At 33.5% G+C, this 12826-nt stretch carries 10 protein-coding genes; 4 read left to right on the forward strand and 6 right to left on the reverse strand.

Annotated elements, in window-relative coordinates; translation table 11 throughout:
• Positions 1-172: 172 nt before the first annotated feature.
• A complete protein-coding gene (kbl, locus tag VKY41_RS05170) occupies positions 173-1366 on the reverse strand; it encodes a glycine C-acetyltransferase (RefSeq protein WP_500813375.1) in 1194 nt (397 codons plus the stop codon).
• Between the two features lie 21 nt (positions 1367-1387).
• Positions 1388-4537, reverse strand: a complete 3150-nt coding sequence (locus VKY41_RS05175; protein ID WP_500813376.1) for a UvrD-helicase domain-containing protein — start codon at positions 4535-4537, stop codon at positions 1388-1390.
• Between the two features lie 126 nt (positions 4538-4663).
• Between VKY41_RS05175 and VKY41_RS05180 the strand changes: the two genes are divergently transcribed.
• Complete coding sequence (locus VKY41_RS05180) at positions 4664-5272, forward strand: superoxide dismutase (RefSeq protein WP_500813377.1); 609 nt, start codon at positions 4664-4666, stop codon at positions 5270-5272.
• 541 nt (positions 5273-5813) lie between these two features.
• Here the strand turns inward: VKY41_RS05180 and VKY41_RS05185 are convergent.
• The 4 genes from VKY41_RS05185 to purN all read right to left on the reverse strand — a co-directional run bounded on the left by VKY41_RS05185 (position 5814) and on the right by purN (position 10219).
• Positions 5814-7712 (reverse strand): amidophosphoribosyltransferase, encoded by a 1899-nt coding sequence (locus tag VKY41_RS05185; RefSeq protein ID WP_500813378.1) that lies wholly within the window; start codon positions 7710-7712, stop codon positions 5814-5816.
• Between the two features lie 87 nt (positions 7713-7799).
• On the reverse strand, positions 7800-8726 hold the full coding sequence (locus tag VKY41_RS05190; RefSeq protein ID WP_500813379.1) for a PfkB family carbohydrate kinase: 927 nt from the start codon (positions 8724-8726) through the stop codon (positions 7800-7802).
• A gap of 157 nt (positions 8727-8883) precedes the next feature.
• A complete protein-coding gene (locus VKY41_RS05195) occupies positions 8884-9525 on the reverse strand; it encodes a ribonuclease H1 domain-containing protein (RefSeq protein WP_500813380.1) in 642 nt (213 codons plus the stop codon).
• Between the two features lie 115 nt (positions 9526-9640).
• A complete protein-coding gene (gene purN, locus VKY41_RS05200) occupies positions 9641-10219 on the reverse strand; it encodes a phosphoribosylglycinamide formyltransferase (protein ID WP_500813381.1) in 579 nt (192 codons plus the stop codon).
• 283 nt (positions 10220-10502) lie between these two features.
• Between purN and VKY41_RS05205 the strand changes: the two genes are divergently transcribed.
• The 3 genes from VKY41_RS05205 to rnc are packed head-to-tail and all read left to right on the forward strand — an operon-like array spanning position 10503 to position 12749.
• Positions 10503-10739: an acyl carrier protein gene (locus VKY41_RS05205; RefSeq protein WP_007137004.1), complete on the forward strand. Its 237-nt coding sequence runs from the start codon at positions 10503-10505 to the stop codon at positions 10737-10739.
• A 12-nt stretch (positions 10740-10751) separates the two neighbouring features.
• Positions 10752-12002: a beta-ketoacyl-ACP synthase II gene (gene fabF / locus VKY41_RS05210; RefSeq protein WP_500813382.1), complete on the forward strand. Its 1251-nt coding sequence runs from the start codon at positions 10752-10754 to the stop codon at positions 12000-12002.
• 9 nt (positions 12003-12011) lie between these two features.
• Complete coding sequence (gene rnc, locus VKY41_RS05215) at positions 12012-12749, forward strand: ribonuclease III (RefSeq protein ID WP_500813383.1); 738 nt, start codon at positions 12012-12014, stop codon at positions 12747-12749.
• The last annotated feature ends 77 nt before the right edge of the window (positions 12750-12826 follow it).

Consider the following 12826-nt stretch of genomic DNA (forward strand, 5'->3'; position numbering starts at 1 on the left):
CTTAACATAAGCAACATTGCGAACAATAATCTGCTAAGATTTTTCATATTCAAATATTTAATTTTTAAGTGTTAATTGTAAGCAAAAGTAAGTTGTTAAATATTATTAACAAAGACAAATATAGAAAAATATTGAATAATTCACCTAAAATCTGCCAGTTTGTCTTTTTTTTTTAAATTATTTCTAAAGTTTTACCCACTTTTATGAAGGCCTGTATAGCTTTGTCGAGGTGTTCCTTTTCGTGCGCAGCCGACAACTGTACTCGTATTCTTGCTTTTTCTTTTGGCACTACTGGGAAAAAGAATCCAATAACATAAATTCCTTCTTTTAAAAGTAAATTTGCCATGGTTTGCGCTAATTTGGCATCGTAAAGCATCACAGGCACAATTGCAGAATCTCCATCTATTATATCAAAACCGGCTTCTTTCATTCCTTTTTTGAAATAATTGGTATTCCATTCCAATTTATCTCTTAAGGCCGTATTTCCTTTTAACATCTCGAAAACTTTAATAGATGCTCCAACAATTGCAGGCGCTAGAGAGTTAGAAAACAAGTACGGTCTTGAGCGCTGACGCAAGATATCAATGATTTCTTTTTTACCAGTGGTATAGCCACCCATAGCTCCACCTAAAGCTTTTCCTAGAGTTCCTGTAATAATATCAATTCTACCTAAAACTCCTTTTTCTTCTAAGGTTCCTATTCCTGTTGCCCCTATAAATCCAGTGGCATGGCATTCGTCAATCATAACCAAGGCATCATACTTATCTGCCAGATCGCAAATTTTATCTAATGGCGCAACTAAGCCGTCCATAGAGAAAACGCCATCAGTAACAATAATTTTAAATCGAGCGTTATTTTTATTAGCCTCGATTAATTGCTTTTCTAGATCGGCCATATCATTATTTGCATAGCGGTATCTGGCTGCTTTACATAATCTAACCCCATCAATAATTGACGCGTGATTTAATGAATCTGATATAATAGCATCTTCTGCTCCAAATAATGGTTCAAAAACACCTCCATTCGCATCAAAAGCCGCCGCATACAAAATGGTATCTTCGGTGTCGTAAAATTCTGCAATTTTTCTTTCTAACTCTTTATGAATATCTTGTGTTCCACATATGAAACGAACAGATGACATACCAAATCCGTGAGTATCCATAATATCTTGAGCTGCTTTAACAACTTCTGGATGGGATGATAAGCCCAAGTAGTTATTCGCACAAAAATTTAAGACAGTTTCTCCTGTGTCCAAGGTAATTTCTGCACCTTGTGCCGAAGTAATTATTCGTTCGGTTTTATATAAACCATTATCTTTTATGTCCTGAATTTCCTTTTCTAAATGTTCTTTAATTTTTCCGTACATGTGTTCTTGTTTTTTACAAATTTAAAATTCTTTTACTTCAATACCATCATTTATATATACAAGTATTTTTTTGGTCACTTTTAAATCCATTTCTTCTAAAATATTCTCGTATTCCTCTAATTGTATTCTGTGTTTTTCATCTTCTGATCCCGTTTTATAATCTATTATAGCCACGGAATTATCAGTTTCAAAAATTAATCTGTCTGGGCGATGCATACTTCCAGATTTTGCTATTATATCTCGTTCATTGTAAACAATAGCTTCCGTGTTAAAATAAGAATTTAATTGATCATGATTAACGATATCGAATACAATTTTCTTTAAGGTCTCGGCCTGATTTGCAGAAATCATGTTAGCATTCAGAAAATCGTCCAAAACAAAATCTACATCTACATGTGTTTTTATCTGAGACATGATATTATGTATCAAATTTCCTTTTTCTATGGCGTCTTCTTGAGCTGTATCCCATAAATATCCAGAATTAGTGACAATTTTAATGTTGTGCTCGTGTTTTGGGGTTGAAATAAAAAGCGTTTGCTCGATTGTATCTTTTGAGACAGATTTAGTTTCAGAGGTTTTTAAAGGGTTTCCAAAAGAATAAACTAATTGATTGGCATCCCATAAATTTAGATGAATAAGGTAATCAATTAAAAATCCTGAATAAGTTTTATCATTGATTTCACCTTTAGCATTTAGATCTTTTTTAGATATAATATGTAATTGCTCCACTGCTCTAGTTAAAGCCACATATATCAAATTTATATTATCTAGCTCTTGTTCTGCACGATGTTTTGTGTAAATCTGCTCTCCAATTTCTCCGAAAGACTCGAAATCTTTATTAAAATTCAATAAAGTGTACGGGAAACCATGAAAACTTTCCTCATTTAATGGAAACCATTCTTTTGGTTCGATTTCTTTGTAAATATCAAGATCTGCAAATGGAAAAATAACCACCGGAAATTCTAATCCTTTGGATTTATGAATAGTCATTATTTGAACAGCTTCTTGTCCTGATGGCGAAACAATGCTCAGGTTATCTTGTTTTTTCTCAAAATGCTCGATAAACCCTGCTAAGTCTGAAAGTTTTTTCTGTGAATACTCAAATACAAAGTCTAGAAAATACTGGACGTAAGCATTGGAAGTTTTAACTAAGTTAAAATCTCTAGCTACGGTTTCTGCTAATTCAAACAAAGACAGTTGCAACAACTGATTATGGTTTACATAGATGTTAAACGTTTCTAGATGCTTTAGCATTTGCACCAACTCTAATTGAAGATAGGTTTCAAAAAAGGCGTGTTTGTCTTCAACCTGAAAAACCCCAGCCAAATAATTTAGAACCTCAATTTTAATTTCGTTGTTTCTAGGTTCTTGTAGGAGTTTTAAAAAATTAACCATAAATCCGACTTCAGGAGAATTTTTCAACAACAATGTTTCCGATGAAATAATAGGAATTTGTTGCTCATTTAAATAGTTAGCAATGGCAACTCCTTGTTTTTTCTTTCTTACAAGAATACAAATATCACTAAAACTAAAGCCGTTTTCTAAAACAGACTGAATTCGTTCCAAAGTTTTTTCAGTATATAGCTGAAATTTATCGTCCTCCTTTTCAATATCCAAAAACTCCAAGCTTACAAATCCTTCTTCTTTTTTGGTAGGTTCTTGATAGGATTTCTGATACAACTCTGCATAATCCGAATCACTTAATTTTGATTGAGATAAAAACTCAAAAAAACCGTTATTGAAATTTAAAATTTCCTGATAACTTCTAAAATTTCGAGGTAAATTAATAACCTCTTGTAGCACTTGAAACGGATTATTCCCTTTGTTAAATAAATTTATAAACTGTTCGGCTTTTCCGCCTCGCCACCTATAAATAGCTTGTTTGGCATCTCCCACCAACATAACAGAACCATTCTGCTCGTTATTATTTTCTTGAGACAGGCTATTATCTATTAAAGGTTTTAAGTTTTCCCATTGTAAAACAGAAGTGTCTTGAAATTCATCAATAAAATAATGCTTAAATTTATCTCCCAAACGTTCATAAATAAAGGGAGTTGGCTGATTTTTAATTTCTTGGCTAATTAGGGCGTTAAATTCCGAAATAAGCACCTTATTCTGTTCTTCTTTTAAATTAATTAATTCATTATTTATTTCGTTCAACACAGATAATGGCGTGATGTTTCTATAACAAGCAGTTAAGAATTTATAATGAAAAAATGCTTTTTTGGTGTTGTTAAAAGCTAATGCTATTTGAGGTTGAATACTTTCAATAATGGATGCCACATTTGGTGAAACCCGTTTAGGATACAAGGTTTTATTTTCTAAATCCTCCTGCCATTTTGAATCGAAGTTAACACCGAAATTCGCTTCGGCTAACTTTTGAAAATGTTTAGGCAAGTAACTTCTAGAAAAATCACCAAACTGTAAACTGCTTTCTTCAATAAGCGTTAAAACCTCTTTCGCTTGTTGAACCATTACATCCTGAGTTGCTTTCAGGTCGGTTTTTACTTGTTTTTTAAGAGCTTTAAAATCGTCAAGGGTTTTATCTTTTAATGTATTAATGAATGGGATATCATCTTCACTGACAAGAAGTTTTGATATTTTATTAAAATCGAAAGAAACGTCCCAACTTTTATCATCGTCGGCTTTTTCAATAGCAAAATCTACCAGAATTTTAGTTAGTTCCTTTTCGGCTCCTGCCTTTGCAATTAATCGGTCAACAGCTTCATTAAGCAAAGCGTCTTGATCGAGCTCTACTTCAAAATTTAAAGGTAATTTTAAATCGTATGCAAACGTTCTAATAATTCTATGAGTAAAGCCATCTATAGTAGATATATCAAATGCGGCATAATTGTAAATTATTGAATTTAAAATCTTTACAGATTTCTTATGGAGTGCCTCTGCGTCCATTTCCAATTCATCACAAATAATTAAAAACATGTGATTTGGTTGCTCTAAAATATCTTCTGACGAAAACGCTGTTAAGGTCTCAACAATACGCTCCTTCATTTCACTAGCAGCCTTATTAGTGAAGGTTATTGCTAGTATATTTTTAAAAGCATCATTAAACGGCGACTTTAAAAGAATCTTCAAATACTCTTTTACAAGCGTAAAGGTTTTTCCACTCCCTGCCGAAGCATTATACACCAAAAAAGCACTTTTATTGACCATATACTGAAAATTTGACACAAGATAAAAACTATCGATGATTTGATAGGTATTAATTATTTTTAATTGCTGGCTTTTATTCGTAAATTTGGCTTAATTAATTTTTTAACAATTAAATACATACATATTATGGCTTTCGATTTACCGAAATTAAAATACGCTTATGATGCTTTAGAGCCTCATATTGATGCGAAAACAATGGAAATTCACCACTCTAAACACCACCAAGGGTATACAAACAATTTAAATAACGCTATTGAAGGCACAGATTTAGAAGGAAAATCTATTGAAAACATTCTTATTAATCTAGATATGAATAATAAGGCTGTTAGAAATAATGGTGGAGGTTTTTACAACCACTCACTTTTCTGGGATGTTATGAATCCTGAAGGTAAAGGTCGTTTGTCAGGTCCTTTAAAAGATGCTATTGAAGCGGCTTATGGATCGGTTGACGCTTTTAAAGATGCCTTTAGCAAAGCAGCAGCTACACAATTTGGTTCAGGTTGGGCTTGGCTTTGTGTACACAAAGGTGGTAAAGTAGAAGTTTGCTCTACGCCAAACCAAGACAACCCATTAATGCCAGGCGTTGGATGTGGTGGTACGCCAATTTTAGGTTTAGACGTTTGGGAACACGCTTACTATTTAAACTACCAAAACAGAAGACCAGATTATATTAATGCATTCTTTAATGTTATTAACTGGAACGAAGTTGAAAAGCGTTATGCTGAAGCAAAATAAGTAAAACACTTATATTTTATAAAAAAAGCAAATCTGAAAAGGTTTGCTTTTTTTATTACAATACATCTAATTTTTATACTTGGTAAGATTACTTATACTGAAGATATAAAATGAAAAAAGGTGAACGAATGCTCACCTTTTTTGCCCCAAATCTACCATAAACTTAACCTACTTATCTTATGGTAACCCCAAATGTATAATTAGCCTTACTCTAAAAAAAAATAATTAGACGAACTACCAATAAATTCGAACAATGGAATCTATCAAATATAACAGAGTGGTAAATTACGAAGCAGTCCGCTCTTAACTATGTTCTATTAGGAATTTTGGAAAAGAAGAAAATAAAAAAAGGTGAACGAGAGTTCACCTTTTTTTGCCCCAAATCTACCATGAACTTAACCTACTTATGTTATGGTACTTCTAATGTACTTTTATTTTATATATCTATTTCAATTATTTAGACAAACAGCATATAAATTAGTTAAAAAGAATATTTTGCTAGACAAACAACTAATTATTAATGTTTTAGAATTAGTTTTAACTAATAAGCACGGTCCTTAATTCCTTCATAAAAATTAATGAAAGCTCTATTAACTACGCGATTTCCACCAGCCGTTGGATAATTCCCTGTAAAATACCAATCACCTAAATTTTTAGGACAAGCTTTGTGCAAGTTCTCAACAGGCTGGAAAATTGTTTTAACTTCTGCCTTAACCTCCGAATCACATATTAATTCAGCTATTTTATCAGAAATCTGTTCAGCAGAAAATTGCGAGTACAAATCTTTAACAAAGTTTCTAACATCCTTATCGGCTAGCTCAACTTGTGCTTTACATTTTTTATAAACATCCTCCACCATGTGATATTTGTCGATTTCTTTCAACAATTCCAACATAGCTCTAAAAGCAATTAAATCTTCTAGTCTAGCCATATCAATCCCGTAACAATCTGGATAACGGATTTGTGGAGCAGAAGACACAACAACAATCTTTTTAGGATGCAAACGATCCATCATTTTAATAATACTGTTTTTAAGAGTAGTACCTCTCACTATACTATCGTCTATAATTACTAAGTTATCTGTTGGTTTAATAACACCATAGGTAACATCGTAAACGTGAGCAACCAAGTCGTCGCGACTGCTGTCTTCTGTTATAAATGTTCTTAACTTAACATCTTTAACTGCTATTTTTTCTATTCTAGGACGTTCCGATAAAATTTGGGTAACTTTTTCAGCAGAAAGCATTCCATTCCCATCTATAATCGCTTGGGTTTTCTTTTCATTTAAGTGATCCTCCACAGTTTCTATCATTCCAAAAAACGACGTTTCGGCCGTATTTGGAATATATGAAAACACGGTATTTTTAGTATCGTTATCAATGGCTTCCAAAACTTTCGGCATTAATAACTTTCCTAAAGTTTTTCGTTCTTGATATATTTCTGCGTCACTACCTCTAGAAAAATAAATTCGCTCAAAAGAACAAGCTTTTCTTTCTAATGGTTCAATGATTTTATGAATGCTCATCTCACCAGATTTCTTGGTAATAATGGCGTGTCCTGGTTCCAATTCTTTCACATCTTCAAAAGCCACATTAAATACTGTTTGTATTACGGGTCTTTCTGATGCCACCACTACAACTTCATCGTCTTTATAATAATACACAGGACGGATACCTGCTGGATCTCTTAAAACAAAAGAATCTCCATGACCCAGAAGTCCAGCCATTGCATAACCTCCATCCCAATTTTTTGAAGATCTTTTCAATATTTTAGCCACATTAAGTCTTTCGGCTATTAATGGGGAGCATTCATTTTTGCTATATCCTTCTTTTTTAAGCTGCTTGTATTTTTTGGAAACGGCATCATCTAAGAAATGTCCTATTTTCTCCATGATAGTTATGGTATCCGCCATTTCCTTTGGATGCTGTCCAATTCTAATCAATTCTTCAAATAACTTATTAACATTTGTCATGTTAAAGTTTCCTGCTAGAATTAAATTTCTATGCATCCAGTTATTTTGTCGTAAGAACGGATGTACATTTTCGACACTATTTTTTCCGAATGTCCCATATCTTACATGACCAAGCAAAACTTCTCCTATATACGGCAATTCCTTTTTTTGAAGTGCCACATTATCTTTGTATTCAGGATGTTTCACCATTTCTTTATTGATACGCTCATTAATTTGCGCAAAAATATCTTGAATAGGTTGTTGGGCGATAGACCTAACTCTGCTAATATAGCGTTCGCCAGGTTTGGTATCTAGTTTAATGCTTGCAAAACCCGCACCGTCTTGTCCTCGGTTATGCTGTTTTTCCATTAAAAGATACATTTTGTTGACCCCATAAAATGCTGTTCCATATTTTTTATGGTAATATTCTAAAGGTTTTAAAAGTCTAATGTGTGCTATTCCACATTCGTGTTTTAAAGCGTCGCTCATGGGTTTGTTGTGTTATGTTTATTAATTCATATACTTGTAAAACAAGGAATAGGAACAAAAAACGCGCTCAAATAAGAGCGCGTTTTTTTATGTTAATTCTATATCGAATTGTGTTAAACTCTTAAACTGTTGCAGGCGTTGATGTACCTCCTTGCTATTTAAACCAATCATTCGTGATGTTCCAAATTTTTCAACGCAAAAAGATGCCAAAGTAGATCCGTAAATAACTGCTTTTTTCATATTCTCAAAAGAAACATCTTCTGTTTTTGCTAAATACCCAGCAAATCCTCCTGCAAAGGTATCACCTGCTCCTGTTGGATCAAAAACCTCTTCAAGTGGTAAGGCTGGTGCATAAAACACATTGTCTTTATGAAATAATAAAGCGCCGTGTTCTCCTTTTTTAATTACTACATATTTAGGCCCCATTTCATGGATTTTTCTTGCTGCCACTACTAATGAATATTCTCCAGTTAACTGTCTAGCTTCTTCATCATTAATAGTAATCACATCTACCTTAGCAATAACTGCTTTTAACTCCTCTAAAGCGCAGTCCATCCAAAAGTTCATGGTGTCCAAAATTACTAGTTTAGGTTTCTTGTTCATTTGTTCCAATACACTCATTTGGACGTTTGGATGCAAGTTTCCTAACATAACTACTTCAGAATTTTTATAATCTTCAGGAACTATAGGATTAAAATCGGCAAGTACATTTAGTTCTGTCACTAAAGTATCGCGTGTATTCATATCGTTATGATATTTTCCGCTCCAAAAGAAAGTTTTCCCTTCTTTTACTATTTCTACACCAGAAATATCGATATTCCTGTCTGATAATAAGTTTAAATATTCCTTAGGAAAGTCGCCTCCAACTATGGATACTACTGCGGCATCCACATTAAATTGCGAAGCTGCCAACCCAATAAATGTGGCTGCGCCTCCAAGAATTTTATCTGTTTTTCCGAAAGGTGTTTCAATAGCATCGAAAGCTACTGTTCCTACTATTACTAATTTGCTCATACTGAGGTTCTAAATTTTGTTTGTCTGTGCACTCAAAGCTTCGACTAATAAGGGTGCAAATATAAGCTATTTAACAGCTATTAGACGAAAGATTTTTTTAATTATTTCTTATAGAAATCTGAAAATATTCGAAAAGCTCTGTTAAAAACTGTTTATTTTACTTTCTACCAAAATCGGCTGGAATTTCTCCCCAAGCTTTGGTTTCCCATTTTACTATTACAGTTTTATAGGTATTTGTTTTTAGCCAGTTTACCGCTCTATCAACCAATTCGAATACAGGTTTGTTTTTTTCGTTACGCTCTAGTTTGGTATTACAAGTTTTCTTAGCAATCCAACTCATAGCTGTTTTAGAGTCTGTATAAATAATCCTGTCGCTATTATTTTGTTTTAAAAATGCAAGGCCATGTACTAAGGCTAAGAATTCCCCAATATTATTGGTTCCTTCCTCAAAAGGCCCTTGAATAAAAAGTTGTTTTTTTGTTTTAGTATCCACTCCACGATATTCCATAATTCCAGGATTTCCACTTGAAGCCGCATCTACCGAAATAGAATTATAGTTTGGTTGCCCAATTTTATTAAGTTGATCCGTTGAAAGGTTTGAACTAAACTTTTTAGCTTTCCCTATAAAATCCTTATAATTACCATTATAGGCCTTTTTAGCAGCCTCAAAAGTTTCAAAAGATTTGTATTGAGCTCCTTCAAAATCCTTTATTTGGGCTTTACAGTCGGCCCAGGACTCAAAGATTCCTGTTTTTTTACCTTTCCAAACGGTGTAATATTTGTTTTTCTTTTTACTCATTTTTAGCAACCACAAAAGTGAATATCATTTTTTTTAGTTCAAGGGCAGATTAACTCCTAATCATTCTAAGTATAGCCAACAAGGTTGGTCTTGTTTAAAAACAGGTTCGAAACTCTTAATTATGAGTTTTATTTTTTAATATTTTTTCAACTACTAACGGGAAATGTTCCATTTCCAATTTATGGATTTTTGCGGCTACATCCTCAGAACTATCTGAATCAAGTACTTCGCATTTCTCCTGAAAAATAATGGCTCCCTCGTCATAATTCTCATTTACATAATGAATAGTAATACCTGTTTCAACCTCTTTATTAGCCACAACCGCTTCATGTACAAAATTACCATACATCCCTTTTCCGCCGTACTTAGGTAAAAGAGCCGGGTGAATATTTATCACTTTATTCGGAAATTCTTTTAAAATAGCTTCTGGAAACTTCCATAAAAAACCAGCTAACACGATTAAGTCGGGCTTATTCGCCTTTAAAAGGTCTAGGATATTATCCGTTTTAGTAAAGGCTATTCTATTAAAAGACAAGGCGCTAACCTCCAATTTTTTAGCCCGATCTAAAACTTTGGCATGGGGATTGTTAGTCAGAATTAGAATAACAGAAGCAAAAGAACTGTTTTTAAAATAAGTGATTAAATTTTCAGCATTAGTTCCACTTCCGGAAGCAAAAATTACAATACGTTTCATCTATTAGTATTAATAAATCTATAATAGTTTAATATATAGATTGGTGAAAATAGTGTTCAAATTTAAAAGAATGTTTGCGAATATGGTTGATACTTGCTTTATTTACAAATTAAATTGCGCCGTTATTCAAACAAAAAAGATTAAATATTAACAATTAGAAGGTAAAATTAAATTACTTCAGGGTTATTTACTAAATTACATGCACATTTTTATAGTAAAGGTGTGTTATAAGAATAAAGTTTTTTATTTTTGCCAACTAATTAAAACTTAAAATTAAAAGATTATGTCAGACATTGCATCAAGAGTAAAAGCGATTATCGTAGACAAATTAGGTGTTGATGAGAACGAAGTTGTTACTGAAGCTAGCTTCACAAACGATTTAGGAGCAGATTCATTAGACACTGTTGAATTAATAATGGAATTCGAAAAAGAATTTGATATCCAAATTCCAGATGATCAAGCTGAAAACATTGCAACAGTTGGTCAAGCTATCTCTTATATAGAAGAAGCTAAAAAATAATTCACAAAACTTATGGAATTAAGGCGAGTTGTAATTACTGGTTTAGGAGCACTTACACCTATAGGCAATACCAAAGATGAATTTTGGGAAGCGCTTGTAAGTGGTAAAAGTGGTGCTGCACCTATAACATATTTTGACACTGAAAAGTTCAAGACCAAATTCGCCTGTGAATTAAAAAACTTTAACGCAACTGATTTTCTTGATAGAAAAGAAGCTCGAAAAATGGATAAGTTTACTCAGTATGCTATGGTGGCTTCAGATGAAGCCATTGCAGATTCTAAGTTAGACCTTTCCGTTGTAGACAAACTTAAGGTTGGAGTTATTTGGGGAGCAGGAATTGGTGGATTGGAAACATTTCAAGAGGAAGTTTTAAACTTTGCAGCTGGAGATGGGACCCCTAGGTTTAACCCATTTTTTATTCCAAAAATGATTGCAGATATAGCGCCTGGTAATATTTCCATTAAACATGGATTTATGGGGCCTAACTATACAACTGTATCTGCTTGTGCTTCGGCCGCAAACGCTATGATTGATGCTTTAAACTATATACGTTTAGGACATTGTGATGTAGTCGTTACCGGAGGAAGTGAAGCAGCTGTAACCATTGCAGGAATGGGTGGGTTTAATGCCATGCATGCTTTATCAACAAGAAACGAAAGTCCAGAAACAGCCTCAAGACCTTTTGATGCAACCAGAGATGGTTTCGTATTAGGTGAAGGTGCTGGAGCAATAGTTCTTGAAGAATATGAGCACGCCAAAGCAAGAGGTGCAAAAATTTATGCCGAAGTTGTTGGAGGAGGTTTATCTTCCGACGCTTATCATATGACTGCACCACATCCTGAAGGAATTGGCGTTATTGCTGTAATGAAGAATTGTTTAAATAATGCTGGAATCAAACCTGAAGAAGTTGATCATATCAACACACATGGTACCTCTACTCCTCTTGGGGATGTAGCTGAATTAAAGGCCATTTCTGAAGTGTTTGGTGAGCATGCTAAAAACATCAATATTAATTCTACAAAATCCATGACTGGACATTTGTTAGGAGCTGCTGGAGCTATTGAATCTATTGCTGCTATTTTAACTATAGAGCATGGTATCGTACCTCCGACAATCAATCATTCGGTTGCAGATGAAAATATTGATCCTGAATTGAATTTGACATTAAACAAGGCACAGAAACGCGACGTTAAAGTAGCTATGAGCAATACTTTCGGTTTTGGAGGACACAATGCCTGTGTATTGTTCAAAAAACTAGATTAAAAACTACGAATGAAACGCATTCGAAACATATTAAATTCCCGTTCTAAAAGTGACGGGAATTTTTTTGTGTTTATTCACAAAATCCTTGGCTTTAAGCCCAAAACCTTAAATTACTATAAAACGGCGTTCACACATCGTTCTATGAACATTAAGGATAGTCAAGGTAATACCGTTAATTACGAACGCTTAGAGTTTTTAGGAGACGCTATGTTGGGTGCTGTTATAGCTTCCCATTTGTATTCAGAAGTCCCAAGTGGAGACGAAGGTTACTTAACCAAAATGCGCTCTAAAATTGTAAGTCGTGAACATTTAAACGAATTAGGCAAAGGCCTCCATCTTATAGACCGCGTTGAAAGTAAAATACCAAAAGGACAATTTGGGGATAATATTCACGGGAACTTATTTGAAGCATTAATAGGCGCTATTTTCCTTGATAGAGGATATAAATATTGCGAAAAATTCATCTTCAAAACTGTCATTATTCCTTATGTGAATATTGAAACTCTCGAAGGAAAAGTCATCAGCTATAAAAGTTTGTTGATAGAATGGTGTCAAAAAGAAAAGAAAACCTTCGATTACAACGTATATGAAGACACAGGAAAAGATGAAGTAAGACATTTTTCTGTAAAACTATCCATAGATAACCGAGTGGTATCCAAAGCACGAGCTACCTCCAAAAAGAAAGCAGAAGAAAAGGCTTCAAAACGCGCTTTTTTCGTGTTTCAAAAACAAATCTCAAAGGAATAATACCGCTACCATTTATTTAATACAATACTGTTAAGATTAATAAAAACTTAACGTATTATAGGCGATATATTATATCT

The organism is Xanthomarina sp. (assembly GCF_035306605.1).
Classification (GTDB): domain Bacteria; phylum Bacteroidota; class Bacteroidia; order Flavobacteriales; family Flavobacteriaceae; genus Xanthomarina.

Bases quoted from the DNA above. Each gene is read 5' to 3' on its own strand.
- VKY41_RS05190 (WP_500813379.1), bottom strand. From the start codon at position 8,726: ATGAGCAAATTAGTAATAGTAGGAACAGTAGCTTTCGATGCTATTGAA.
- VKY41_RS05205 (WP_007137004.1), top strand. From the start codon at position 10,503: ATGTCAGACATTGCATCAAGAGTAAAAGCGATTATCGTAGACAAATTA.
- VKY41_RS05185 (WP_500813378.1), bottom strand. From the start codon at position 7,712: ATGAGCGACGCTTTAAAACACGAATGTGGAATAGCACACATTAGACTT.
- VKY41_RS05195 (WP_500813380.1), bottom strand. From the start codon at position 9,525: ATGAGTAAAAAGAAAAACAAATATTACACCGTTTGGAAAGGTAAAAAA.
- fabF (WP_500813382.1), top strand. From the start codon at position 10,752: ATGGAATTAAGGCGAGTTGTAATTACTGGTTTAGGAGCACTTACACCT.
- purN (WP_500813381.1), bottom strand. From the start codon at position 10,219: ATGAAACGTATTGTAATTTTTGCTTCCGGAAGTGGAACTAATGCTGAA.
- VKY41_RS05180 (WP_500813377.1), top strand. From the start codon at position 4,664: ATGGCTTTCGATTTACCGAAATTAAAATACGCTTATGATGCTTTAGAG.
- rnc (WP_500813383.1), top strand. From the start codon at position 12,012: ATGAAACGCATTCGAAACATATTAAATTCCCGTTCTAAAAGTGACGGG.
- VKY41_RS05175 (WP_500813376.1), bottom strand. From the start codon at position 4,537: ATGGTCAATAAAAGTGCTTTTTTGGTGTATAATGCTTCGGCAGGGAGT.
- kbl (WP_500813375.1), bottom strand. From the start codon at position 1,366: ATGTACGGAAAAATTAAAGAACATTTAGAAAAGGAAATTCAGGACATA.